The sequence below is a fragment of the Halomonas sp. Bachu 37 genome (assembly GCF_039691755.1).
Taxonomy (GTDB): domain Bacteria; phylum Pseudomonadota; class Gammaproteobacteria; order Pseudomonadales; family Halomonadaceae; genus Vreelandella; species Vreelandella kashgarensis.
Map to the genome: position 1 here is coordinate 986,271 of NZ_CP137552.1, position 25,574 is coordinate 1,011,844.

The 25,574-nt window shown below is 57.7% G+C and carries 27 protein-coding genes; 24 read left to right on the forward strand and 3 right to left on the reverse strand.

Annotated elements, in window-relative coordinates; all coding sequences use genetic code 11:
• Positions 1-151: 151 nt before the first annotated feature.
• The 3 genes from R5M92_RS04505 to R5M92_RS04515 all read left to right on the forward strand — a co-directional run bounded on the left by R5M92_RS04505 (position 152) and on the right by R5M92_RS04515 (position 2,883).
• The gene (locus R5M92_RS04505) at positions 152-355 is read left to right on the forward strand and encodes a hypothetical protein (protein WP_346798164.1); all 204 of its coding nucleotides are present in this window, start codon (positions 152-154) and stop codon (positions 353-355) included.
• A gap of 153 nt (positions 356-508) precedes the next feature.
• Positions 509-2,098 (forward strand): peptide chain release factor 3, encoded by a 1,590-nt coding sequence (locus R5M92_RS04510; protein WP_346798165.1) that lies wholly within the window; start codon positions 509-511, stop codon positions 2,096-2,098.
• A 17-nt stretch (positions 2,099-2,115) separates the two neighbouring features.
• On the forward strand, positions 2,116-2,883 hold the full coding sequence (locus R5M92_RS04515; RefSeq protein ID WP_346798166.1) for a TatD family hydrolase: 768 nt from the start codon (positions 2,116-2,118) through the stop codon (positions 2,881-2,883).
• A 58-nt stretch (positions 2,884-2,941) separates the two neighbouring features.
• On the opposite strand, the gene R5M92_RS04520 is transcribed toward R5M92_RS04515, so the two are convergent.
• Positions 2,942-3,952 (reverse strand): folate-binding protein, encoded by a 1,011-nt coding sequence (locus tag R5M92_RS04520; RefSeq protein ID WP_346798168.1) that lies wholly within the window; start codon positions 3,950-3,952, stop codon positions 2,942-2,944.
• Positions 3,953-4,092: 140 nt separating this feature from the next.
• Here R5M92_RS04520 and R5M92_RS04525 point away from each other — a divergent pair, with 140 nt between their 5' ends.
• From R5M92_RS04525 to R5M92_RS04550, 6 genes are all read left to right on the forward strand, one after another.
• Positions 4,093-4,290: a hypothetical protein gene (locus tag R5M92_RS04525; protein WP_346798170.1), complete on the forward strand. Its 198-nt coding sequence runs from the start codon at positions 4,093-4,095 to the stop codon at positions 4,288-4,290.
• Positions 4,290-4,697: an OsmC family protein gene (locus R5M92_RS04530; RefSeq protein ID WP_346798172.1), complete on the forward strand. Its 408-nt coding sequence runs from the start codon at positions 4,290-4,292 to the stop codon at positions 4,695-4,697. Before R5M92_RS04525 ends, R5M92_RS04530 begins: the two co-directional genes overlap by 1 nt.
• A 32-nt stretch (positions 4,698-4,729) precedes the next feature.
• Positions 4,730-6,751 carry an excinuclease ABC subunit UvrB gene (gene uvrB / locus R5M92_RS04535; protein ID WP_346798174.1) on the forward strand — a complete coding sequence of 674 codons (2,022 nt, stop codon included), beginning with the start codon at positions 4,730-4,732 and terminating at the stop codon, positions 6,749-6,751.
• Positions 6,752-6,920: 169 nt separating this feature from the next.
• Positions 6,921-8,426: a fumarate hydratase gene (locus tag R5M92_RS04540; protein WP_346798177.1), complete on the forward strand. Its 1,506-nt coding sequence runs from the start codon at positions 6,921-6,923 to the stop codon at positions 8,424-8,426.
• A 134-nt stretch (positions 8,427-8,560) separates the two neighbouring features.
• Complete coding sequence (gene cls / locus R5M92_RS04545; RefSeq protein ID WP_346798178.1) at positions 8,561-9,979, forward strand: cardiolipin synthase; 1,419 nt, start codon at positions 8,561-8,563, stop codon at positions 9,977-9,979.
• 72 nt (positions 9,980-10,051) lie between these two features.
• Positions 10,052-10,969 (forward strand): LysR substrate-binding domain-containing protein, encoded by a 918-nt coding sequence (locus R5M92_RS04550; RefSeq protein ID WP_346798181.1) that lies wholly within the window; start codon positions 10,052-10,054, stop codon positions 10,967-10,969.
• A gap of 147 nt (positions 10,970-11,116) precedes the next feature.
• Here R5M92_RS04550 and R5M92_RS04555 read toward each other — a convergent pair whose 3' ends face one another.
• The gene (locus tag R5M92_RS04555) at positions 11,117-12,208 is read right to left on the reverse strand and encodes a bifunctional nicotinamide-nucleotide adenylyltransferase/Nudix hydroxylase (RefSeq protein ID WP_346798183.1); all 1,092 of its coding nucleotides are present in this window, start codon (positions 12,206-12,208) and stop codon (positions 11,117-11,119) included.
• A 131-nt stretch (positions 12,209-12,339) separates the two neighbouring features.
• Between R5M92_RS04555 and R5M92_RS04560 the strand changes: the two genes are divergently transcribed.
• A complete protein-coding gene (locus R5M92_RS04560) occupies positions 12,340-13,239 on the forward strand; it encodes a YihY/virulence factor BrkB family protein (protein WP_346798185.1) in 900 nt (299 codons plus the stop codon).
• Positions 13,240-13,273: 34 nt separating this feature from the next.
• Complete coding sequence (locus R5M92_RS04565; RefSeq protein WP_346798187.1) at positions 13,274-13,549, forward strand: acylphosphatase; 276 nt, start codon at positions 13,274-13,276, stop codon at positions 13,547-13,549.
• 24 nt (positions 13,550-13,573) lie between these two features.
• Here the strand turns inward: R5M92_RS04565 and R5M92_RS04570 are convergent, their stop codons facing one another.
• Positions 13,574-14,515: a D-2-hydroxyacid dehydrogenase gene (locus R5M92_RS04570; RefSeq protein WP_346798188.1), complete on the reverse strand. Its 942-nt coding sequence runs from the start codon at positions 14,513-14,515 to the stop codon at positions 13,574-13,576.
• A 183-nt stretch (positions 14,516-14,698) separates the two neighbouring features.
• Between R5M92_RS04570 and R5M92_RS04575 the strand changes: the two genes are divergently transcribed.
• The 13 genes from R5M92_RS04575 (at position 14,699) to R5M92_RS04635 (ending at position 25,572) form a co-directional block, all read left to right on the forward strand.
• The gene (locus R5M92_RS04575) at positions 14,699-15,010 is read left to right on the forward strand and encodes a zinc ribbon domain-containing protein (RefSeq protein WP_346799242.1); all 312 of its coding nucleotides are present in this window, start codon (positions 14,699-14,701) and stop codon (positions 15,008-15,010) included.
• A 65-nt stretch (positions 15,011-15,075) separates the two neighbouring features.
• Positions 15,076-16,857 (forward strand): aspartate--tRNA ligase, encoded by a 1,782-nt coding sequence (gene aspS / locus R5M92_RS04580; RefSeq protein WP_346798190.1) that lies wholly within the window; start codon positions 15,076-15,078, stop codon positions 16,855-16,857.
• Between the two features lie 152 nt (positions 16,858-17,009).
• Entirely contained in the window at positions 17,010-17,540 is a 531-nt protein-coding gene (gene ruvC, locus R5M92_RS04585; protein WP_346798191.1) for a crossover junction endodeoxyribonuclease RuvC, read from the forward strand.
• Positions 17,541-17,622: 82 nt separating this feature from the next.
• On the forward strand, positions 17,623-18,231 hold the full coding sequence (gene ruvA / locus R5M92_RS04590) for a Holliday junction branch migration protein RuvA (protein ID WP_346798193.1): 609 nt from the start codon (positions 17,623-17,625) through the stop codon (positions 18,229-18,231).
• Positions 18,232-18,250: 19 nt separating this feature from the next.
• Positions 18,251-19,288: a Holliday junction branch migration DNA helicase RuvB gene (gene ruvB, locus R5M92_RS04595; RefSeq protein ID WP_346798194.1), complete on the forward strand. Its 1,038-nt coding sequence runs from the start codon at positions 18,251-18,253 to the stop codon at positions 19,286-19,288.
• A complete protein-coding gene (gene ybgC, locus R5M92_RS04600; protein WP_346798196.1) occupies positions 19,285-19,731 on the forward strand; it encodes a tol-pal system-associated acyl-CoA thioesterase in 447 nt (148 codons plus the stop codon). Before ruvB ends, ybgC begins: the two co-directional genes overlap by 4 nt.
• A 26-nt stretch (positions 19,732-19,757) precedes the next feature.
• Positions 19,758-20,432 (forward strand): protein TolQ, encoded by a 675-nt coding sequence (gene tolQ / locus R5M92_RS04605; protein ID WP_346798198.1) that lies wholly within the window; start codon positions 19,758-19,760, stop codon positions 20,430-20,432.
• Between the two features lie 11 nt (positions 20,433-20,443).
• Positions 20,444-20,881, forward strand: a complete 438-nt coding sequence (gene tolR, locus R5M92_RS04610; RefSeq protein ID WP_346798199.1) for a protein TolR — start codon at positions 20,444-20,446, stop codon at positions 20,879-20,881.
• A 7-nt stretch (positions 20,882-20,888) separates the two neighbouring features.
• Entirely contained in the window at positions 20,889-21,989 is a 1,101-nt protein-coding gene (gene tolA, locus R5M92_RS04615; RefSeq protein ID WP_346798200.1) for a cell envelope integrity protein TolA, read from the forward strand.
• On the forward strand, positions 21,989-23,275 hold the full coding sequence (tolB, locus tag R5M92_RS04620; protein ID WP_346798202.1) for a Tol-Pal system beta propeller repeat protein TolB: 1,287 nt from the start codon (positions 21,989-21,991) through the stop codon (positions 23,273-23,275). The genes tolA and tolB overlap by 1 nt, the downstream gene beginning before the upstream one ends.
• 37 nt (positions 23,276-23,312) lie before the next feature.
• Positions 23,313-23,861, forward strand: coding sequence for a peptidoglycan-associated lipoprotein Pal (gene pal / locus R5M92_RS04625; protein ID WP_346798204.1), 549 nt, complete (start codon positions 23,313-23,315; stop codon positions 23,859-23,861).
• A gap of 91 nt (positions 23,862-23,952) precedes the next feature.
• On the forward strand, positions 23,953-24,741 hold the full coding sequence (ybgF, locus tag R5M92_RS04630; protein WP_346798205.1) for a tol-pal system protein YbgF: 789 nt from the start codon (positions 23,953-23,955) through the stop codon (positions 24,739-24,741).
• Positions 24,742-24,810: 69 nt separating this feature from the next.
• Positions 24,811-25,572, forward strand: a complete 762-nt coding sequence (locus R5M92_RS04635; protein WP_346798207.1) for a YciK family oxidoreductase — start codon at positions 24,811-24,813, stop codon at positions 25,570-25,572.
• Positions 25,573-25,574: the final 2 nt, after the last annotated feature.

Here is a 25,574-nt window from a genome sequence, read left to right on the forward strand (position 1 = left end):
TTGTCGCTTGCCATGAGATCACGGGGGCGGGCTATTCTAGCAAACTATGGACCTGGTAATAGTGGCTTAATTCAATCACGGTAGGTAGTTTGGCCTGCCCAGAAAGCCCTGCTATGCTTCCTTGACACTCACATGCATCAGGGGAAGCCATATGGATGCTCCCATCAGCAATGCAGTAAGCTCGGCGCTTTACATGAATCAGGCCCAAACGGCACAACAAGCGCAGATGCAAGTATTCGAGCAAGCCATGGATAGCCAGGAACGCCAAGTCGCGGCGCCAGGCGAATCCAGCAGCGCTGAGCCTCAGTTGGCCCAGGAGGGTAGTGTCGGGACCCAGATCAATACCTACGCCTGATTAACGTTTTACTGATCCATTTATCTCGACGCCGGTACCTGACCGGCGTTTTTGTTTTCGGCATTCGGGTAACCTGGGGCGGCATGGTAATATTGGCGTATCTGCCTTTCTCTCGGCACCTATCATCCCTTTCAGACCAGGATTAGCTGTTGCATGCAAGACTCCAAGATTGCTCTTGAGGCGTCGCTTCGGCGTACCTTCGCTATTATTTCCCACCCCGACGCGGGCAAGACCACCATTACCGAAAAAATGCTGCTGTTCGGCAACGCCATACAGCTGGCGGGCTCGGTGAAGAGCAAGCGTGACGACCGCCATGCCACTTCGGACTGGATGAAAATGGAGCAGGAGCGGGGGATCTCGGTCACTACGTCGGTGATGCAGTTTCCCTATGGCGGGCGCATCGTCAATCTGCTCGATACCCCAGGACACGAGGACTTTTCCGAAGATACCTATCGCACCTTGACGGCCGTGGATTCGGCATTGATGGTCATCGATGGCGCCAAGGGTGTCGAGGCCCGTACCATCAAGCTGATGGAGGTATGTCGCCTGAGGACGACGCCGATACTGACCTTCGTCAACAAGATGGATCGCGAGACCCGGGACCCCGTCGAGGTAATGGACGAGGTCGAGAAGGTACTCAATATCCAGTGTGCCCCGATGACGTGGCCGATCGGCATGGGCCGCGCGTTCAAGGGCGTCTATCACCTCTACAATGACGTGATCCACCTGTACACCCAGGGCCAGGGGAGCCGTATTCCCGACGACCGCCGTATCGAAGGGTTGCACAGTGCCGAAGTCGACGAGGTGCTGGGCGAGGACCAGGCCGAGGAGCTACGCATGGAGGTCGAGCTGGTGCGTGGCGCTTCCCATGAGTTCGATCTGGAAGCCTACCGGCGAGGCGAGTTGACCCCGGTCTACTTCGGCACGGCGATGGGCAACTTCGGTGTGCGCGAAATGCTCGATGGTTTCGTCGAGTATGCGCCACCGCCGCAGCCGCATGATACCGACCTGCGTGCCGTCGAGCCTGACGATGGTCGCTTTACCGGGTTTGTGTTCAAGATCCAGGCCAACATGGACCCCAACCATCGCGACCGCATCGCCTTCCTGCGGGTCTGCTCGGGCAAGTACGAAAAGAACATGAAGATGCGCCATGTGCGTATCAAGAAGGACGTCAAGATTGCCGACGCCCTGACGTTCATGGCGTCGGATCGTTCCCAGGTGGAAGAGGCGTGGAGCGGTGACATCATCGGACTGCACAACCACGGTACCATCCAGATCGGTGATACCTTCACCGTGGGCGAGGACATGCGTTTTACCGGCATTCCCCACTTCGCTCCCGAGCTGTTCAAGCGGGTTCGGCTGAAAGACCCCCTCAAGATGAAAGCCCTGCAAAAAGGGTTACAACAACTCTCGGAGGAGGGCGCCACTCAGGTTTTCATGCCGCTGGATAACAACGACTTGATTCTGGGGGCGGTCGGTACGCTGCAGTTCGATGTGGTCGCCCACCGGCTCAAGGAGGAGTACAAGGTTGACTGCCTCTACGAAGGGGTGAACGTGCAGACCGCGCGCTGGGTATATTGTGAAGATGCCAAGATGCTGGAGGAATTCAAGCGCAAGGCAAGCACCAACCTCGCCATTGATGGCGGAGGATACTTGACCTACATTGCACCTACTCGAGTCAATTTGCAGATGACTCAGGAACGCTGGCCGGAGGTGCGCTTCCAGCCAACTCGCGAACACTAAATCAGGCACGGATAGCCATGTTGGTCGACGCCCATTGCCACCTGGATTTTGCCCAGTTCGATGATGACCGCCAAGCGATGTTCGCCCGAGCCGAGGAGGCCGGGGTAGTCCATTTCATCGTGCCGGGTACGACCCGTGCTGGTTGGCCCTCGGTGCTGCGAATGAGCGAAAGAAATGCGGTGAGTGTGGGCCTTGGCTTGCATCCCTGCTTCATGAATGAGCATCGTGAGGAGGATCTTGAAACTCTCGAATCTATGCTTGATGAACACGCCCACTTGGTAGCCTTGGGCGAGTGCGGTATCGATGCTCGTTTCAGCGAAACGCTCGATGACCAGTGGCATTTCTTTGACGCGCAGTTACGTTTGGCCAAGTCACGCAAACTCCCCGTGGTGATCCATTGCGTTCATGCCGATGACAAGGTGTCGAAACGCCTGAAGCAGCTCGACCTGCCGGCGGGAGGGCTTATTCATGCCTTCACCGGCTCTCCGGAGCAAGCCGAAAAGTTTATCGAGCTGGGCTACAAGGTTGGGCTGGGTGGCTCCGTGACCTACGAGAGGGCACAACGAGTACGGCGCATGGTGGCTACCCTTCCCGATGATGGCTATGTATTGGAAACGGATAGTCCCGACATGCCTCTGTGTGGCTATCAGGGGCAGCGTAACGAGCCCGCACGTATAGCGCAGGTCGCGGCTGTTGTGGCAGAGCTGCGTCATCAATCGGTCGAGCAGGTCGCGGCCGATAGTACGGCCAACGCCAAGCGTTTATTCCGTCTCGAAGAGCTGTAATTTCGAAGAGCTGTAATTTCGAAGAACTAAATCTCGAAGAACGATAAGTCTTGAAGACCTATAAACCTTGCACCAGGCTTTCGGGGTCCACGCGCTCAATAGCATAGGGCAGGGGAAGCAATTCCACAGCACTATTCCCAACCGTCAGCGCGGCCGGCGTTTCACTCGCTTGGATGGTTTCGCTTGCCTGGGTGGATAGCACCGCGAGAATGTCCGTCGCGCCTTGCGGATAGGCAACGGCAGCGACGACTTCCCCCACTGCTTTACCTTCGTCATTGCAGACGATAGCGCCGATCTCGGGCAATGATTCTGCCATGACCCGAGCTCGGGCCAGGCGTTTTTTCACCTGACCACGAAAGTGAGCCCTGGCAACGACTTCCTGTCCGGTATAACAGCCTTTCTTGAAACTGATACCGCCCAAAGCCTCCCAGTTGAACATTTGCGGCAGGAAGCGATCCTGCTGGTCGGCGGTCAGCCACGCCAGTCCGCTCTGTATATCCATGGCCTGCCACGAAGCGGGATCTGAAAGAGGCGTGGCGATGCCGGCAGGTGTCAACGCTCGCTTGTCTCCACTGCAGAGCACCCAACGTGGCTCTTCGCCGGGATGGCGCACTAGCTGGGTTCGTTGATCGTTGGAATTAGCTTGGTGCCAGCTGGCGCCAGGTAGCTCCATGCCATAGTGCTCGGCAACCTCTCGACCTAGCGCCTCGCCCACGATACCCATCAGAATCAGATCGTCCTGGACCTTCAATTCGGCTTGATAAAAAGGGGCAAATTTTTCCAGGTGCCGGTGCAGGCTCGCTAAAAGGTCTCGAGACAGCATCAAGCGGTAATGCTCCGCTGAAACTTGCCACAATTGAGCGTTGGCGAGCATGCGTCCCTTGGCGGTGCAGAAACAGGTAAGCGGAGCGAAGCCACCCTTGGCCAACCCTACCTGGGCACTGGTCTGTCCTTGAAGCAAGGTTTCCGCTCCTTTTCCCTTTACCTCCAGTATTCCCAGATGCGACAACGGCACGATGGCGGCTTCGCCGGGGTCACGGAAAGCGGTTACCTGCTTCTCAAGGGACATGCAATCACTCCTTTTTGCCTGGCGCATCCTGGCTAATGATGGCTCTAATATGGGCGAGGGCGCTGAATTGCAAGGGAGGTTCGCCATGCTAGACTTCTGCGCTAGTCTCTATTCTCTTCACGTTTCCCTCAGGAGCCATCATGGCACAACAATCATTGACCTTTAAGGGCGTCACCAATACCGAACAAGTTAATCGCATTACCACCGCTTTGATGATGCTTGATGGTGTGGAGAGTGCCGAAGTCGGACGCCACGGCGCAGAGGTAGAAGGTAAGGCGCACCACCAGGAACTCGTCAAGGCAGTCGAGTCGTTGAAAATGGGAATCGAGGTCAAATAATGCGTAAAGCAATCGAAGTGATCAGCGAAAGAAACCGTATCTTCCGTCAGCGAGTGGAACTTGATGGGATGGAAGACCTCTATGTGGATGTACCCAAGGCTTTCGGCGGTGAAGAAAGCGCCCCGGATCCCCATGATTACTTCGATATCGCCCTGGGCGCTTGCAAGGCCATTACGGTGCAGATGTATGCCAAGCGCAAGCAGTGGCCGTTGGAAGGGATTCGAGTCAAGGTAATCCGCGATGATTCACAGGAAGCCAAGGGAACCTACAAGCTTGATGTCGAACTCGAGTTGATAGGAATCGAGGATCCAGAACAGCGCGAAAGGCTGCACGACATCAGCCACCGTTGCCCCATCCAGCGCTTGATGACTCAAGCGACGGTGGAAGTCGAAACTCGGCTGGCCTAGTATTTATACCGTTATCTTTCAGAGGAGCTCAAATGAGCAAAGCGTTTCGCCTGCAATCGAAGTATCAACCTGCCGGTGATCAGCCCACGGCTATCGCTGGGCTGGTCAATGGACTGGAAGCGGGGCTTGCGCATCAGACACTGCTGGGGGTAACGGGATCGGGCAAGACCTTCACCATGGCCAATATCGTCGAGCGCTTGCAGCGACCGACCATCGTCATGGCACCCAACAAGACGCTGGCCGCTCAGCTTTACGGCGAGTTCAAGTCATTCTTCCCCGACAACGCCGTGGAATACTTCGTTTCCTACTATGATTACTACCAGCCGGAGGCCTACGTCCCTTCCTCGGATACGTTCATAGAAAAGGATGCCTCGATCAACGATCACATCGAGCAGATGCGGCTTTCAGCCACCAAGGCGTTACTCGAACGTCGTGATGCCTTGATCGTGGTGTCGGTTTCCGCCATTTACGGCTTGGGTGATCCCGATCAGTACCTCAAGATGCGTCTGCATTTCACTCGGGGCGAGCTGATCGACCAGCGTGCCTTTCTGCGCCGTCTGGCGGAGCTGCAGTACACACGCAACGACATGGACTTCCGCCGCGGTACCTATCGAGTGCGGGGCGATGTGATCGATATCTTTCCGGCGGATGCCGAGGAAGAGGCGGTACGGGTCGAGCTGTTCGATGACGAAATCGACTCCATTCGTCTATTCGATCCGCTCACCGGCGACGTGCGCGGCCAAGTTCCGCGCATGACGATCTATCCCAAGTCTCACTACGTGACGCCGCGGGAGACGATCCTTGGCGCCATCGATAGGATCAAGGCGGAGCTTGTCGAGCGGCTCGACTGGATGCGCAAGCACGACAAGCTGGTGGAAGCCCAGCGTCTGGAGCAGCGAACCCTTTATGACATCGAGATGATGCTAGAGCTGGGCTACTGCAATGGTATCGAGAACTACTCCCGCTATCTCTCGGGGCGGGCGCCGGGCGAGCCGCCGCCCACGTTCTTCGATTATCTGCCGGACGATGCTCTGCTGTTCATCGACGAATCCCACGTCAGCGTCCCTCAGGTGGGTGGGATGTACAAGGGCGACCGCTCGCGCAAGGAAACATTGGTGGAGTACGGTTTTCGCCTGCCCTCGGCGCTGGATAACCGCCCCATGAAGTTCGAGGAGTGGGAGTCTATCTCCCCTCAGACCATCTTCGTTTCCGCTACTCCCGGCAAGTACGAGGCTGAACACGCCGGACAGGTAGTGGAACAGGTGGTAAGGCCGACCGGGTTGCTGGACCCCGAGATCGAAGTGCGACCCGCGAGTACCCAGGTGGATGATCTGCTTTCGGAAATACGCCTGCGCACGCAAGTGGGAGCGCGCGTGCTGGTGACGACTCTGACCAAGCGCATGGCGGAAGATCTCACCGAGTATCTGGATGAACACGATATACGGGTGCGTTACCTGCACTCCGATATCGATACTGTCGAGCGCGTCGAGATCATCCGCGACCTGCGTTTGGGCAAGTTCGATGTCCTGGTCGGTATCAACTTGTTGCGGGAAGGCTTGGATATCCCCGAGGTTTCGTTGGTAGCCATTCTAGACGCCGACAAGGAAGGCTTCCTGCGTGCCGAGCGCTCGTTGATTCAGACCGTCGGTCGCGCTGCGCGTAACGCCAACGGCAAGGCGATCCTGTATGGCGACAGGGTGACCGATTCGATGCGGCGAGCCATGGATGAAACCGAACGCCGGCGTAACAAGCAGATTGCCCATAACCTCGAGCACGGCATAACGCCAACCACGGTGACTCGTTCCGTGGCGGATATTCTGGAAGCTGCCCAGGCGCCGGGGAGAAAGAATAGTCGTCGCGGCAATGAGCGAAAGGTCGCGGAAAAGACAGCCAACTACGATGTCGCGAGCATGAGTAGCGCCGAACTGGGCACGGCTATCGGCAAGCTGGAGGACGCCATGTTCGAAGCGGCCCAGAACCTCGAGTTCGAAGAAGCGGCGCGCTTGCGGGATCAGTTGCACCGCATGAAAGAGCGACAGCTGGTGCTGGGATAAGGGTCATCGTTTACTTATACCGTTATCTTGTTGTCATTTACCACCAAAGAGAAAGCTTGAAATCAGATGCTCACTGCCGGGAAGGGTCCGTTACGGTATAATCTTGCCACGCTGATCTAGCGTCAGAACCGAATCAGCGCATAAGACGATAACCGAGGAGCTCTTGTCCATGACCGTGATTCGCCAGGACGACCTGATTCAGAGCGTGGCCGACGCCCTGCAATACATTTCCTATTACCATCCCAAGGATTTCATCGAGGCGATGGCGGCCGCCTACGAGCGCGAAGAGAATCCGGCGGCCAAGGATGCTATCGCCCAGATATTGATCAATTCACGCATGTGCGCCACCGGGCATCGGCCGATCTGTCAGGATACCGGTATTGTCACGGTCTTCGTTCATGTCGGCATGAATGTGCGTTGGGAAACCGACATGAGTCTGGACGACATGATCAATGAAGGCGTCCGTCGCGCTTATCAGTTACCCGACAATATTCTGCGCGCTTCCGTGCTGGCGGACCCGGACGGTGCACGGCGCAATACCAAGGACAATACACCCGCCATCATCCACCATAAGCTGGTGCCTGGGGATACGGTGGAGGTTCATGTGGCCGCTAAAGGCGGTGGCAGTGAGGCGAAGTCTAAGTTCGCCATGCTCAATCCTTCCGATAGCGTGGTCGACTGGGTGATGGAGCAATTGCCTAAAATGGGGGCAGGGTGGTGCCCGCCGGGAATGCTCGGTATCGGTATTGGCGGTACCGCGGAAAAAGCCATGGAACTGGCCAAGGAAGCTCTCCTGGAGCCGATCGATATTCAGGACTTGCAGGCTCGTGGGGCGAGCAACCGCGCCGAGGAACTGCGCCTGGAGATTTTCGACAAGGTCAACAAAAGCGGTATCGGTGCACAGGGTCTGGGAGGCTTGACCACGGTACTGGATATCAAGGTCAAGGATTATCCCACGCACGCAGCCAACAAGCCGGTAGCCATCATTCCCAACTGTGCCGCGACTCGACACGCCCACTTTGTGCTCGATGGCAGCGGTGGCGCATCGTTGCCGGCGCCCAAGCTTGAGGACTGGCCGGAAATTACCCGCGAAGCGGGCGGTAACGTCAAGCGGGTCGATCTGGATAGCGTCACGCCCGAGGAAGTACTGACCTGGCAGCCGGGCGACACGCTGCTGTTGAACGGTAAATTGCTGACCGGCCGTGACGCAGCTCACAAGCGTATGACCGACATGATTGCCAAGGGCGAACCGTTGCCCGTGGACCTGAAGGGGCGGTTCATCTACTACGTCGGTCCGGTAGATCCCATTGGTGATGAAGTCGTTGGTCCCGCTGGCCCGACCACCGCCACGCGGATGGACAAGTTCACCCGTACCATGCTCGAGGAGACAGGGCTTCTCGGGATGGTAGGCAAGGCGGAGCGTGGTCAGCTGGCAATCGATGCCATTCGGGACAACCAAGCGGTGTATCTGATGGCGGTAGGGGGCGCAGCATATCTCGTGGCCCAGGCGATCAAGAAGTCACGGGTCGTCGGCTTCGAGGATCTCGGCATGGAGGCGATCTACGAGTTTGAAGTGGAAGACATGCCGGTAACCGTAGCCGTGGATAGCCAGGGGATCTCGGTGCATCAGACCGGACCGGCGAAGTGGAAGGAGATTATTGCGCAGACCGCGTAACGCTTCGTTTCGACAGACCCTATGAGCCTCGCAAATTGCGGGGCTCTGTTTTTTGCAGGTAGTGCTACAATAGAGCCTTCTTGAGTATGGCCAACGGCCACAATTGAAAGGTTCTGATTCACAAGGAAAATGGAATGGCGTCCTGGCTGTTGGGTGTGGGCATCTTGGCGGTATATATCCTGGGGATTGTCTCAGCCATAATGGCATTGATGTCCAGTCGCACCTCGCAGGGGGCCGTGGCATGGATCATCTCTTTACTGACGTTTCCGTATGTGGCGGTTCCGGCCTATTGGATATTCGGCCGCCCGCGTTTTTACGGCTACGTAACCGCCAGAGGCCAGCGGGATACCATTCTGCGTCGGGTGTTGGACGGTTATCGGCATAACATGTCGCCATTCACTCCTTCCTCCCACAATGCCGATATCCAGGCGGTTGAGCACTTGGCCATGATGCCGCTGACCCGCGGCAACCGTGCCGAGCTATTGATAGACGGCACGGCCACTTTCGACAGCTTGTTTAGAGGGATTGAAGCCGCGCGAGACTACATTCTGCTGCAGTTCTTCATCGTCCGTCATGACTCGCTGGGAATGAAGCTTCAGGGTTATCTTCAACAAGCCGCACGGCGGGGAGTGCGAGTCTATTTTTTATACGATGAGATAGGCAGCAGAAAACTGAACGAAGGGTTTCTTGCGGATTTGAGCGACGCTGGGGTGGAGGTGAGTGCGTTTCGCTCTTCCCGTGGGTTCAAGCACCGCTTCCAGCTCAATTTCCGCAATCATCGCAAGATTGCAGTGATCGATGGCAAGCATGGTTGGTTGGGCGGTTTCAATGTCGGTGTCGAATACCTGGGGCAGGACCCGCGCCACGGCCCTTGGCGCGATACTCATATGAAATTGTCGGGACCCAGCGTCATGGGCTTGCAGGAGGCATTTTGGGAGGATTGGCATTGGGCTACCCATGAAGTGCTAAGTCTGGCATGGCAGCCGGAAGTGACTTACGAAGAGAACCACTCCGTGGTTATCGTGCCTTCCGGCCCGGCAGATCGCCAGGAGACTGCCAGCTTGCTGGTCCAGCATGCCATTCATAGCGCTCGCAAACGGTTGTGGGTCACAAGTCCCTATTTCGTTCCTGATCAGGGCGTTCAGGATGCGCTGAGGCTTGCCGCGATGCGCGGGGTCGATGTTCGCGTCATGATGCCCGAACGTCCGGATCATTTACTGATATTCCTATCAGCCTTTTCCTTTCTGCCCGATATGGTGAGAGCGGGAGTAAAAATATACCGTTATCTTCCTGGTTTCCTTCATCAAAAAGTTATTCTTATAGATGATCAAGCCGCTATGGTCGGCACCGTAAACCTCGATAACCGCTCGTTTCGCCTCAATTTTGAAATTACAGCTTGTATCCCCGACGCAAAATTCGCGGGGCAGGTGTGTCTGATGCTGGAAGAGGATTTTGCTCGTTGTCGACAGGTCAGCCTGGGGGAGCTGAAGGCAAGACCCATGTGGAAACAGCTATTATCTCGGGCCGCCTATCTTCTGGCGCCGATACAATGATCCGTAATATCCGTCCGTTCACCATTACTGGCAGAAAGGTCCGAATGCAGTTATCACTAGCAGGAGAGCAGGGTGAATCTTGAAACGAAATGGCTTGAAGATTTCGTAACACTGGCCAGTACCCGGAGCTTTTCAGCCTCCGCACGGCAGCGCCATGTAACCCAACCGGCTTTCAGCCGACGTATTCGTGCCCTGGAGCAATCAGTGGGAGTCACGCTGGTCGACCGCTCGACGACACCGGTGGATCTGACCTCGGAAGGGCAGCTGTTTCTTGTGACTGCCCGTAATCTGGTAGAACAGCTCAATGAATGCCTAGGCCACCTGCGAGGCTTGTCGATGGCCAACGAGGCCCTGGATATTGTGGCGGCCCATTCGCTGGCGTTGAGCTTCTATCCTCCCTGGATATCTCGTCTGCAGAAAGGCTTGGGGGAGTTACCTACGCGGCTGGTGGCCATGAATGTGGGTGAAGCCATTCATGTGTTGCGAGAAGGCAAATGCGACCTGATGCTGGCCTATTATGATCCTTTCGCGACCATGCAGCTCGATGCCGAAATCTTTCCCTCCTTTTCCATCGGCAAGGTCAACATGGTGCCGGTCACGGTGCCCGATGAAAGCGGCCAACCGCGCTACTCTCTACATGGAGAGGATTCGATTCCCTACCTGACGTACACCCAGGGGGCATTCCTCGGCCGCAGTGTCCGCATGTTGTTGAAAAACGATCCCCTGCGTCTGCAGCTACGCACCGTATACGAAACCGCCATGGCCGAAGGTCTCAAGGGCATGGTGCTGCAGGGGGTTGGTGTGGCCTGGATTCCCGATTTCTGTATACGTGAAGAACTCAACAGTGGGCGCCTGGTCCGGGCCGGTGAAGATAAATGGGATATTCCCCTGGAAATTCGCCTTTATCGCTGTTCGCTGGTTCACAAGCCAGGGGTGGAAAAGCTCTGGCGGCAGATGATGAAACTCCCGCGCGACTTCCTCCAAGCTTAGAAAAGGAGCGATTTCCTACTGCGCTCGACAGGCCGGCCCCCGGCGGATTGTCGCTATCCTCATGTAGACCACTACACTCCGGTAGCTCCGCTCCGGCGATGACCGGCCTGCCTTCGCTCGCGACGGAAATCTCATCCTTTTCCCAAACTAGATCCCGCTGAAATCGGCGGGCAGGCCGAGAAAGTTCTGGATGATGAAGAAGTGATCCTCGAACAGGCTCTCCGGTTCGAGCTCGGCCAGTGGCACCCAGCGGGCGTGGTCGCCGCCTTTCACCGGCTTGAGTTGCGGCAGCTGCTGGTCGGGGCGCAGGGCGAAGTAGAACGCTTCCGCCAGTGTCCGGCCACGCCAGCTTCGATGTGGCTCGTCGAAAAGACGCTGGTCACGCAGTGACCCTTTCAGTACCGGTTCGGGGACTTTAAGCCGCAAACGCTCTCTGAGTTCTCTCAGGCAAGCATCCAGCAAACGCTCATGGGAGTTGATAAAACCGCCAGGCAGAGCGAAAAGGCCCTTGCCCGGCGCGGCGGTTCGGCGCACAAGAAGCACATGTCCCGATTGTACGACGACGGCATTGACGGTGACGAAAACCGGCGGATACGGCGCCTGAGCCCAGGCGTGACGGTACTGGTCGAGAAGACGTTGCTCCTCCAGTAATTGCAGGTAAAACTCCCCCTGACAAAATTGGCTGACGCGCTCAACCACGCCGGGAGGTAGATCATGATAGGCACCGGTACTCAAGTAATCTCCAGAAGACTCCTGGGAGCGAAACAGACGCTCCCGGATACCACTGGCCGAAATACCCTCCACGACAGGAACGCTGACCGATTCCCACTGCGGAAACAGGGAAAGGTAATAGCTTGATTGCCCTCGGCTAGCCCCAATCAAGCCAATGCGTGGTAGGCGAGCATGGGAGGGCGAAGCGATATCACGAACCTTGCGCTGGACATCACGTACCCAGACGTCGTTGTTGTATAACGCGTCGAGCAACGGGGCTATTTCCAGGCGTGTGTTTTCTTCTTCATCGAACCCGGTGCGCAACATGTCCTGACGCTCCTCGAAACGCCAGGGATTGCGCAGCGAACGTGCCTGCCAGGCAGACCCCACCAGCACGATGACTTGACGAGCCTGTTTCAGTGCCTCACGAATGATCGCCAGATGGCCGAGGTGTGGTGGTTGAAAACGGCCGATAAAGACCAGGCAATCGAAATCGGGAACCTCGGAAGTAAGCCTGTCTGCACACATACAGTCCCCGCCAGCAAATATAAAGTTGCATTATGCGTAGCCGGTTGGCCCCGTGCAATGCGGTGAGTTGCCTGCGCGAAAACGGGAAAATCCGGTATGCTGATGATAACCCCGAATTATCTGGAGTTAGCATGATCAAGAAAACCGCCGTGTTCTGGTGCAGAGTATTTCAGGATGCCGCCGCACTGTGGATGGAACGAAACGCATTCAGCTATGCTGGCTCGTTGGCTTTCTATACGCTTTTTTCGTTGGCTCCAACCATAATCATCGCGGTCACGGTGATCGGAGTAGTACTGGGTGAAGAGGCCGCGCAGGGCCAGATTGTCGCCCAGTTGCAAGGAACGCTGGGTAACGAAGCGGCGACCGCGATCGAAGGGGCGGTGGCGCAGTCTCGGCTCGAGGAGTCGGGAGTGCTACCTACCATCCTAGGGGTGGGGGCACTGCTGATCGGGGCGACTACCGTTTTCGCCCAGATGCAGTTCTCATTGAATACTCTTTGGGGGGTCACCGCCAAGCCGACCTCCAACAGCCTGTTCATCTTCATCAAGAATCGCCTGTTATCGTTGACCGTGGTATTAGCGATCGGGTTTATTCTGCTTGTTTCTCTGGTGCTGGGGGTGGCGTTGCGTGGCGTATTGCAAGTGACAGACAGCCTGTTTCCCTTTTCGGGATTATTGGCTACCGGCGCGGAGTCCCTGGTCGCGCTGGCCATGGTCACGCTGCTGTTTGCCACTATCTTCAAGGTTTTACCGGATGTGGTGCTGCGCTGGCAGGACGTGTTGGCGGGCGCGCTGGTGACGGCCATCCTGTTCACGGTGGGACGCAATCTGATTGCCATTTACCTCGCCTATACCGCCACGGCCTCGACCTACGGTGCGGCGGGCTCCGTGGTCATGGTGCTGCTGTGGGTCTACTATTCATCGCTTATTCTTTTGTTCGGTGCTGCGTTCACCCGTTCCTTGCTGTTACGTCGCGGTCGGGAGCTTGTCCCACGCAATAGCGCGGTTATCATCAAGCGCGAGTTGGTCTAGGTCATATGGATCATAAGAACCAGGAGGGCTCTTTATGGATAACTGCTGCATCAAAGCCTGGGTTACGGGAAAGGTTCAGGGTGTCTGGTATCGTCGGGCTACCCAGGACCAGGCACTGAAACGTGCCGTTACCGGTTATGCCAGGAATCTTCCAGATGGCCGGGTAGAGGTTTTCATGTGTGGCAAGAAAACAGCCGTCCGGGAGTTGAGTGAATGGTTGTGGCAAGGGCCCGAAAAAGCTCATGTCACCCATGTCGAGTTCGAGGTGTTGGAATCCCGGCACGCCCCGGATCACTTTACGACTCAGTGAAACGGGGCCCTTAGAGCTGCTGAATCAATGGGTATCGTTCCAGCTCCGGATGTTTTCTGCCGTCATGGCGATGATGTTCTGGCGTGCCTCGGGAGTGATCCAGGCGTTGTGCGGTGTGACGATCAGGTTCAGCGGCTCCGTCAGGGCATCCAGTAGCGGATGGCCCTCCCGCGGAGGCTCGACAGGCAGTACATCCACCGCCAATCCGCCCAGTCTCCCTTCGCGCAAGGCCTCCAGCGCCGCTTCCTCGTCGATCACACCGCCACGGGCACAGTTGATCAACAACAGTGAAGGCTTCGCTCGAGTCAGGTTCTCGCGATTGATCAAGTGGCGGGTGGCTTGGGTCAAGGGACAATGCAGGCTGACGGCATCGGCCTGAGGAAGCACGTCCGCCAGAGCGGGGCGCGAATCATTGGCCTCATTGCCGGGACGCGCAGTGAACGTTACCTGCATGCCGAATGCCTGTGCCAGGCGTGCCACTTCCGAGCCCAGTTCCCCCTGACCGACCATGACCAGGTGTTTGTCTTTCAGTTGAAGCGTGGCGTGTCCCTGCAGACAGAAGAAATCACTGCGTTGCCACTGGCCTTCCTGCACGTCACGCTGGTAGAGAGGCAGCCGATTGGCCAGGGTGAGCAGCAGCATCAAGGTATGCTGGGAAACGCTTGCCGTGCCGTAGGCGGTGACATTTCTGACTGTGATTCCCAGGCGTTCTGCCGCCTCCATGTCGATATTGTTCAGCCCAGTGGCCATAACGCAGATCAATCTCAGATCGGGTAGCGCCTCGAGGGTTTCGTTATCCAGTACGACCTTGTTGACGATGGCGATATCCGCGCTCTTCAGGCGTTGCCTGGCCTGTTCCGTGGTGCTCTGATCATGTACTTCGAGGGTATCGACTTGACCCTGTATCGTGCTCAGGTCGATATCCGGTCCCAGACTCTGGGCGTCCAGCATCACGGCAGTAGACATGACTTTCCTCCAATCGTTGCCGGACGGTTCACTGACCTTGCCCGGCAGGGGTAACAAAAGGCTATAATGGCCGGCTTTAACGGCAGGCTTGGAATCGATATCCGCCGGCCACATATTGGGCAATGGCAGCCACTCGGTCTGCCCAAGCCCGGTAGGGTTGAAGCTTTTTCAGGAGTGATCAACATGCCCATCTACGAATATGAGTGCAAGGCCTGCGGCAATCGATTGGAAAAATTGCAGAAGCTCAACGCCGAGCCATTGGTCGACTGCCCTTCGTGCGAGCAGCCCGATCTGGTGCGGCTGGTATCGGCAGCAGGTTTCCGGCTGGCCGGTGGTGGATGGTATGAAACCGATTTCAAGACCGGCAGCAAGAAAAACCTGGCTGCCAATGGCAGCAGTGAAAAGCCTGCCTCCGAGCCAGCGTCCAAGAATGCCGCCAAACCCAGCGATACCGGCGGCAGCGCAACACCAAAACACAATGGTACCGCAGCTTGACCGCGGTAGCTTGAGCCCGCTGGGCTCCCTTTATTTCATTGCCACGCTATAGAACAGGATGAGACATGCGCAGCCATTATTGCGGCCAGCTGAACGAGACTCTGGTGGATCAAACGGTCACCGTATGCGGATGGGTACACCGCCGCCGTGATCATGGTGGGGTGATTTTCCTCGATATGCGCGACCGCGACGGTATCGCCCAGTTCGTGGTCGATCCCGACACCGCCGAAGCCTTCGCCAATGCCGACCGCGCACGTAGTGAATACGTCCTGCGCATTACCGGGCGAGTGCGCCTGCGTCCTGAGGGCACCCAGAATCCCAACATGCCCACCGGCATGATCGAAGTATTGAGCAAGGAAGTGGAAGTGCTCAATACCGCCGCCACTCCTCCCTTCCAGCTGGATGAACACGGCAAGGTGGGCGAAGAAGTGCGGTTGAAGCATCGCTACATCGACTTGCGCCGTCCGGACATGATCGAGAAGCTGCGCCTGCGTTCGCGCATTTCCCATAACGTGCGTGCCTTCCTCGAGAACCAGGGCTTCCTGGATATCGAAACGCCGGTGCTGACCCGTGCCACACCGGAAGGCGCGCGGGATTACCTGGTACCCAGCCGTACCCATGCGGGAAGCTTCTTTGCCTTGCCGCAATCGCCGCAGTTGTTCAAGCAGTTACTGATGGTGGCGGGCTTCGACCGCTACTACCAGATCGCCAAGTGTTTCCGTGACGAAGACCTGCGCGCGGACCGCCAGCCGGAATTCACCCAGATCGATATCGAAGCGTCTTTCGTGGAAGAAGGCGATATCATGGGCATCACCGAGTCCATGATTCGTCAGCTGTTCCAAGAAGTGCTCGCGGTCGAGCTGCCCGAATTTCCGCGCATGACCTGGCACGAAGCGATGCACCGTTATGGCTCCGACAAGCCCGACCTGCGCATTCCGCTGGAATTGACCGATGTCGATGACCTGATGCAGCAGGTCAAATTCAACGTCTTCTCCAGCCCGGCTAGTGACTCGGATGGCCGGGTCGCCGCACTCAAGGTGCCCGGCGGCGCCAAGCTGTCGCGCAAGGAGATCGATGCCTACACCAAGTTCGTTGGCATCTACGGCGCCAAGGGGCTGGCCTGGATCAAGGTCAACGATCGTTCGCAAGGCCTGGAAGGTCTGCAGTCACCCATCGTCAAGTTCATGGAAAACGTGATCGAGCAGTTGCTCGATCGGCTCGATGCCCAGGATGGCGATATCATCTTTTTCGGTGCGGACAAGGCGCGTATCGTCAACGAAGCTATCGGGGCGTTACGGGTCAAATTGGGTGCAGATCTCGATCTCTACACGCAAGAGTGGGCGCCGCTTTGGGTCGTCGATTTTCCCATGTTCGAAGCGGATGACAACGGCCGCTTGAGCCCGCTGCATCACCCGTTCACCGCACCTGCCTGTAGCCCGGAAGAACTCAAGGCGGACCCGGCCAAGGCACTTTCGCGTGCCTACGACATGGTACTCAACGGCACCGAGCTTGGCGGTGGTTCCATTCGTATCCACGACCAGACCATGCAGAGTACGGTATTCGATATTCTCGGCATTGGCGAAGAAGAAGCCCGCGAGAAGTTCGGCTTCCTGCTCGATGCGCTGCAGTATGGTGCGCCACCCCATGGTGGCTTGGCCTTCGGTCTCGACCGGCTGGTCATGCTGATGGTGGGGGCACGTACGATCCGCGAAGTCATTGCCTTCCCCAAGACCCAGAGTGCCGCCTGTCTGATGACGGATGCGCCGGGCGAGGTAAGCGCCGATCAGCTCAAGGACTTGAACATTCGCCTACGGCAGAAGGCCAAGCCCGAGACCGCCGGCGAGTAAGCAGCCAGGCTCCTGGTGAGCCATGCTCTTCTTGCACCTGGGGCAAGATGTGACACCGACGCCCAGGCGTCGGTGTTTTTTCATGGCACTTTTTTCCATAACTCATCTTTTCATAACCCTTCTTTTCATGTCACTTCACGGCAGGTATGCCCATGCGCATTCTGGGAGTGGACCCCGGCTCACGCATTACCGGGTACGGGGTCATCGAGCTGGCCGACACCAAGCCGCGCTACGTGGCCAGTGGATGTATACGAACGCGTAATGATGCCTTGGAGCAGCGGCTTGCCCAGATCTATGCCGGTCTCAGCGAGCTGATCGGTCAGCACCGCCCCGAAGTCGTGGCGGTGGAGCGGGTATTCATGTCTAAGAATGCCGATTCCGCTCTCAAGCTGGGCCAGGCACGTGGGGCGGCCATCGTATGCGTGGCCAATCATGGGCTGGCAATGGAGGAGTACGCCCCACGCCAGATCAAGCAGGCGGTCACCGGTCAGGGTGGAGCGGACAAGATTCAGGTGCAGCATATGGTGACAGCGGTGCTGGGTCTAAACGCCACGCCCCAGGAGGACGCGGCGGATGCGCTCGCTGCCGCGCTGACCTACGCCTATTCGCGCAGCGGCCTGGTTGCCGCCGGCAGTGTAAGTAGCAAACGAAAATCCTCGAGTTGGCGTCACTTCACGCCTTGACGCGCTTTCGACACTACTGGTCACTTGTACATGGGCGCTTTATAGTGAGCGCTTGACCATTCTTTGCCGTAGCGAGCTTGATATGATCGGACGCCTGCGTGGCCAGTTGCTGGAAAAACTCCCCCCCTGGGTCGTGATCGACGTCAACGGGGTCGGCTATGAACTGGAAGCCTCGATGAACACGCTGGTGGCTCTGCCGGCTCTCGGTGAAACCGTTTCGTTGTATACCCACTTGAGCGTTCGTGACGATGCTCATCTCTTGTACGGGTTCCTGCGTGAGCATGAGCGTGCCCTGTTTCGTGCATTGATCAAGGTAAACGGCGTTGGCCCGAAACTGGCGTTGGCGATACTGTCGGGTATGGATGAAGATGCCTTCATGCGGTGCGTGCGCGACGACGACAGCAAGACATTGACCCGGCTGCCGGGGGTGGGCAAGAAGACCGCCGAGCGGCTGATAATCGAGATGCGCGATCGTTTCCCGGACTGGAATGGAGCGAACCATGCTCCCCTGGCGTTGGAAGGCACGGCCAACGCCGCTTCAACGCGTGATGCGCTGGCCGATGCCGAATCAGCGCTGGTCAGTCTGGGCTACAAGCCGACGGAAGCCGCCAAGATGCTGACTGGGCTGGAGCAGGACCAGACCACGGAAGAATTGATCAAGGCGGCCTTGAGCCGACGCATGGCTGGATAAGTTAACCGAGATGGGGTCTATGCTAGAACACGATCGGCTGATCGCCGCGGAAAAAGAGCAGGGTGAAGGGCGTTTCGATCATGCGATTCGTCCCAAGCGGCTGGAGGAGTATATCGGCCAGCCTCGCGTTCGCGAGCAACTCGAGATTTTCATCAGTGCGGCTCGTCGTCGGGAGGAGAGTCTCGATCATACGCTAGTATTCGGCCCGCCGGGATTGGGCAAGACCACCCTGGCCAACATCATCGCCGAGGAGATGCAGGTCGGGCTCAAGTCGACCTCAGGGCCGGTGCTGGAACGGGCGGGCGATCTGGCCGCCATGCTGACCAATCTCGAACCTGGAGATGTGCTTTTCATCGACGAGATACATCGACTCTCCCCGGTTGTGGAAGAGATTCTCTATCCGGCCATGGAGGATTTCCAGCTCGATATCATGATCGGCGAAGGCCCGGCGGCGCGTTCCATCAAGCTGGATCTGCCCCGTTTCACCTTGGTGGGCGCGACGACGCGCGCAGGGCTATTGACGTCGCCGTTGCGGGATCGTTTCGGTATCGTTCAGCGCCTGGAATTCTATAATCTGGAAGAACTGACGGAAATCGTGCGTCGATCGGCCCGGTTGCTGGAGGTGGAGGCCAGCGAAGAGGGCGCCATCGAAGTCGCCAGACGCTCCCGAGGTACGCCGCGCATCGCCAACCGCCTGCTACGCAGGGTGCGAGACTTTGCCCAGGTCAAAGGTACCGGTGCCATCGACGCAGCCATTGCCGATGCTGCACTGAACATGCTCAATGTCGATCATCATGGCCTGGATCACATGGACCGCCGCCTGCTGCTGGCCATGATCGAGAAATTCGATGGCGGCCCGGTGGGTGTCGATTCGCTCTCGGCTGCTATCGGTGAAGAGCGGGACACCATCGAAGACGTCATCGAGCCCTATCTGATTCAGCAAGGCCTGATGATGCGAACCGCCCGGGGGCGGGTGGTGACCCGACAGGCGTGGCAGCACTTTCAATTGGCTCCCCATGAAAAAGCCCTCGATACGGTAGGTGAACTTCGACCATGAGCGAGGCACCACGCGAATTTAGCTTACCGGTAAGGGTATATATCGAAGATACTGACGCCGGCGGCATCGTCTACTACGTTAACTATCTGAAATTCATGGAGCGCGCTCGTAGCGAATGGCTTCGCCAGCACGGCTTCACCCAGCAGTTGCTGCTTCAGGATGACGTTCAGTTGGTGGTGCATCGCTTAAGCTGCCACTATAGCCGTCCGGCCCGCCTGGACGACGCGTTGCACGTTTCTGCCCGGGTGACCAACGTCAGCCGCTGCCGTCTGGTTTTCCATCAAGAGGTTACCCGTGACCAGGAACTCTTGTGCGCCGCAACAGTCGAGATAGCTTGCCTGAGTGCCGAGCGACTTAGACCTATTGCATGGCCGGACGCATTGCGCCAATGTCTGGCCCTGGATTCCACCCTTACCGGCCGTAACCACGGCTCACATGATTGACGAGGACACCTGTGAACGATAACACCATGTCCATTCCCCACCTGATCATGAATGCCAGTACCGTCGTGCAGCTGGTCATGCTGCTGTTGATTATTGGCTCGATTCTTTCCTGGGTGGTGATTTTTCAACGTAGCCTTGCCCTTCGGCGCGCCAAACGTGACTACAAGGAGTTCGAAGAAACCTTCTGGTCAGGTGTCGACCTCAACGAACTGTATCGTGATATCCCGGCGGAAGACCCCAACCAAGGTGCCGAACATATCTTCCAGGCGGGGTTTCGCGAATTCAATCGATTACTGCCCAAGACCCGTAATCCCGAAACGGTTCTGGAAGGGGTGCAGCGCAGTATGCGTGTGGCCTGGTCACGTGAGGAAGATCGCTTGACACTGCACCTGATCTTCCTGGCCACAGTAGCATCCGCAAGCCCTTATATTGGCTTGTTCGGAACGGTATGGGGGATCATGGGATCGTTCCAATCACTTTCCATGGCGCAGCAGGCCACCTTGGCTACGGTGGCACCCTGGATCGCCGAAGCGTTGATCGCCACGGCCATGGGGCTGTTGGCCGCCATTCCGGCGGTCATCTTCTATAACAGGCTCTCCAACGAAGCCGCTCGGTTGCTGGGCAAGTACGAGGACTTTGCGGAAGAGTTTCATTCCATCCTGCATCGTAACCTGCAGGGCCGCGATACCACTGCAGCCTAGGGAGTCGGATCATGCAAGGACCCTATAACCCCAAGGGCCGCGGCAAACCGATGGCGGAAATCAACGTCGTGCCATTTATCGACGTGATGCTGGTATTGCTGGTGATATTCATGATCACGGCCCCCATGCTGACTCAGGGCGTGCAAGTCGAATTGCCTCAGGTATCGTCGGAACCCATTGAAACCCCGGAAGATCTCGACCCCATCATCATTTCGGTGGAAAGTGCCGGTACCTACCATATCTCGATGGGCGAAGACACGACGGCGGTAAGCCTGGACGATATGGCAGAGAGAGTCATGGCGATTCTACAACGTCGACCGGAAACGCCAGTCATGGTGCGTGGAGACAAGCAGGTACCGTACGGCGAAATCGTGGTACTGATGAGCACGCTTCAGCGGTCGGGAGTCGCCAATGTCGGCTTGATTTCCGAGCCTCCCCAGGATGGTTAAGGAAAGGATGTTTAAGAACAGCAAGACTGTGAAGAGTACACAGCGTGACCGCCAGCTCGTTGGTTATACTTTGCCGACGATTCTGGCTGTAGCACTGCATTTGCTCATTCTGGCGTTCAGCCTGGTTAACTGGCCCGACTTCTCCGAGGAGCGAGAAACCACGTCGATCGTACAGGCCACGCTGATCGGGACGCAGACCCAGACCGATCAGGCTCAGCAAGTTTCTGAAGAGCAGGCCGCCATGGAGGCTCCACAAGCTACCGAGCAGGAGGCCGAAACGGAGCCAGAGACTCAGTCGGCTGAAGTCGAGCGGGCCGCGCAACAAGCCGCCGAAGAGCAGGCCCGGGAGCAGGCGCGTCTGGAAGCCGAGCGAGAAGCGGCGCGGCTTGAGGCGGAACAGGACGCCCAGCGGCGAGCGGAGGAAGCCCAGCGCCAGGCGGAGCAGCGTGAGGAACAGGCTGCCATTCGAGCGCGCGAAGCCGAGGAACAGCGCCATCGTGAAGAACAGGCCCAACGCGAACGCGAAGCCGAGGAGCAGCGCCAGCGTGAAGAACAGGCCCAACGCGAACGCGAAGCCGAGGTGCAGCGCCAACGAGAGGAACAAGCCCAACGCGAACGCGAAGCTGAGGAGCAGGCTCAGCGCGAGCGTGAAGCCGAGGAGCAGCGTGAACGCGAGGAACAGGCCCAACGCGAACGCGAGGCCGAGGAGCGGCGCCAGCGTGAGGCAGCAGAAGCAGCAGAAGCAGCAGAAGAAGCCATGCAGCGCCAGCTGGCAGGCGAGGCCGAAGCTGCCGCCAATGCCCGCCAGGCGCAGCAGGCAATGAACAGCTTCGGCGCTATCGTACGTCGAGCGGTAGAACAAGCGTGGTTGATACCGGCAGGATCAAGCGATTCCATGACGGCAACGTTACAGATCAGGTTGGGACCGTCCGGCGAGATATTCAATGTCACTGTGCTAAATTCTAGTGGCGATGCAACGTTTGACCGTTCCGCTGTCCAAGCGGTGGAACACGCAGCACCTTTTGGTGAGTTACGCGATTTACCGCCCGAGGTACAACGTGACTCGCGACAACTTACTTTACGCTTCACTCCGGGGGATGTTCGCTGATGCGTACTTTGCACAAAGCCTGGTTGTTTACCGCCTTGCTGCTGTTGAGCAGCTTGGCGCAGGCCAACCTGTCGATCGAAATCACGCGAGGCAGTGACCGAGCCTTGCCCATTGCCGTGGTTCCCTTTGCCGAAGAGGGGGAGCTGCCCGAGGATGTTGCCCAGATCATTCAGGACGATCTCGAGCGGAGTGGCTTCTTTGCACCATTGGAGCGTAGCGGGATGTTCGAACGTCCCACTCGGGGAGACGATGTACAGTTCGGCAATTGGCGTTCGCTGGATGTACGTTATGTCGTGGTCGGTCGGGTCAGCACGGCCAGTGGCGGTTACCGCGTGGAGTACGAACTGATGGATGTCAGTGGTCAGCGGCAGATGCTGGGAGAGACGGTGACTGCCGACCCGAATGATCTGCGCGGCGCGGCGCACTACGCTAGCGATCAGATATTCGAGGCGATCACCGAGATCCGTGGAGCCTTCTCGACCAAAATTGCCTACGTTACTGCCGGTGGGGTCGGCGACGACATGCAGTTCGGACTCTACGTTGCCGATTCCGATGGTCGCAACAGCCAGCAGGTATTGACGTCGGACCAGCCGATTCTTTCACCCGCCTGGTCCCCCGATGGGCGCAAGCTGGCCTATGTCTCGTTCGAGTCTGGACGCCCATCCATTTATATCCAGGAGGTCTCGAGTGGACAGCGGGTACGCGCGACTTCCTTCGAAGGGATCAATGGCGCACCGGCCTGGTCTCCGGATGGCCGCAAGCTGGCCATGTCGCTCTCCAAGGATGGCCAACCGGAAATCTATGTCATGAACGTCTCCGGTGGCAGTTTCGAACGGCTGACTCAAAGCAACAGTATCGATACCGAACCCGCCTGGGCGCCGGATGGCCGCAGCCTGCTGTTTACCTCGGATCGTAGCGGCGGCCCGCAGCTCTACCGTTACGACCTGGGCAGCGGCGAGACCCAGCGCTTGACCTTCACCGGCAACTATAACGCTCGGGGCCGCTTCTCTCCCGATGGGGAAGAGATATTCATGATCCATCGTTCCAACCGCGGTTATCAGGTGGCGCGACAGAATCTGGAAAGTGACAGGTTGGTGATAATCAGTGAATCACAACAAGATGAATCTCCTAGTGTTGCGCCCAACGGGACCATGGTAATCTTCGCTACCCAACAGGGTGACAATGGGGTACTGAGTGCTGTTTCCGCTGATGGACGTTCATCATTTCGGCTACCCTCACCACAAGGCGATGTACGCGAACCCGCGTGGTCCCCTTTCTTAAATTGATGATGGCATGGAATCCATGCAGGCAAGGAGTCTGACTATGCAACTCAAGCCGTTAGCCCGGACGTTGGCGATTGCTTTATCTCTGGCGGTAGTCGCTGGCTGTTCCAGCACGGGGGGGACCCAGGACGGGGATTCATACGGTTCTCAGGATGGCACGAGCGGTATCGGCACCGGTACATCAGGCGCCGGTACCGGCCAATATGGCAGCACGACCGGTGGAAGTGCCGGCGGGGCGGGCCAACAGGCGGATTCCCGGATTCCCGAAGTTCGCACCATCTATTTCGATTTCGACCGCGACACGATCAAAAGCGAATATGAATCCGTGGTCATGGCCCACGCACGCTACCTGCGCAGCAACCCGAACGCCCAGGTGGTACTGCATGGCCACACTGATGAACGCGGTACCCGTGAATACAACATGGCCCTCGGTGAGCGTCGTGCCAACGCCGTGCAGCGCTTCTTGAATAGCCAGGGTGTTTCACCTTCACAAATGAGCGTAGTCAGCTATGGCGAAGAGCGCCCTGCGGAACGGGGCAGCAATGACCGTGCCTATTCCCAGAATCGTCGCGTCGTGTTCAGCTACTGACCGCAGCGAGAAACCATTGAGAAACAGCACTCGGCAAAGCAATTTGCCGGGTGCTTTCGCTCACTCTAGTGAGTGTTGGATGGAGTCGTTCATGAATCACAGACTCAAATGGCGCACCATGAGGCAGTTCGGCACGGGAGCCCTCATGCTGCCGCTGCCCTTATTGCCCATGCAGGCCCTGGCTCAGCAGCCGGTGGTGCAGGATCTCAGTTCCGGGTCCGATTCCAGTTCATTTTATCAGCAGACGGAAACCCGCGAGGCATCTACCGGCAACCTGGTGCTGTTCAATCAAGTACAGGAACATCAGCAGGAAATCCAGCAACTACGCGGCCAGATCGAAGAGCTTCGTCATCAGCTGGAACAGATACGCCGCCAGTCGCAGCAGCAGTATCTGGATATCGAAGACCGACTGATGAGCAGCGCCCCTTCTACCGTTGAGGAAGCTACGCCCCAGGTGGAACCCGAAGCGGCACAGCAGGTGGCACAGACACCATCACCCAGTGGTGTGAGCGAAGAGGCTCAAGCCGATTACCAGGCGGCGTTCGCCCATGTGCAGGCACGACGGTTCGAGGAAGCCATCGCGGCATTCGAGGATTTCGTCGCCTCACATCCCGATACTCGGCTGACTCCCAATGGCTATTATTGGCTGGGTGAATTGTACGCTGCGGAAGGTAACCTGGAAGCGGCAGATCAGGCCTTTTCCCGGGTCATAGATGAACATGGTGGTAGCAGCAAGGTGCCCGATGCGCTCTACAAGCTGGGCCTGGTCAAGGCTCGTCAGGGGGAGCCGGAGCGCAGTCGTGAGCTGCTCGATCAGGTTCGCGAAGACTACCCCCAAAGTAGTGCCGCAGGTCTAGCGTCCGATTTCCTGCGCCAATGATCAGGATAGGCTCCCTTGCGCCACCGGTTGCAAGGTAAACGCAACAGAAAGAATGCCCAAGGAATCGACATGAGTTGCAAGATTGATTTTCAACCTTCCGCGGATTTGCTCAAGGAGCGTATCGTACTCGTTACCGGAGCAGGTGATGGTATCGGACGCGCAGCGGCCTTGAGCTATGCACTTCATGGAGCCACGGTCATTCTTCTGGGGCGTACGATCTCCAAGCTCGAGAAGGTCTACGACGAAATCGAGGAAGCAGGCGGACCGCAGCCGGCGATCTTCCCGCTGAATTTCGAAGGTGCTACGTTAAAAGATTTCCACGATATGGCGGAAACCCTGCACAAGGAGTTCGGCCGCCTCGACGGTATTCTTCACAATGCCGGTCTGCTGGGGCGCATTACGCCTTTCGAGCAGTACAATCCCGAACTATGGGGCCAGGTCATGCAGGTCAATATCAATGGGCCGATCTGGATGACACAGGCATTGCTACCTCTGCTGCAGGCCTCGGAAGACGCTTCGGTCATCTTCACTTCCTCAGGTGTCGGACGGAAGGGGCGGGCATTCTGGGGAGCCTACTCCGTGTCGAAGTTCGCCACCGAAGGATTCATGGAAGTATTGGCCGATGAGGTCGGCAGCCAGGACAATTTGCGCGTCAATACGCTCAACCCTGGCGCCACCCGTACCCAGATGCGCCGCAGCGCGTATCCCGGCGAAGATGCGGCTACCCTGCGCACACCGGAGGAGATCATGCCGACCTACTTGTGGCTGATGGGCCCCGATAGCCGGGGCATCAATGGCCAGAAATGGGACGCCCAGCCTCCACGCGGCTGACT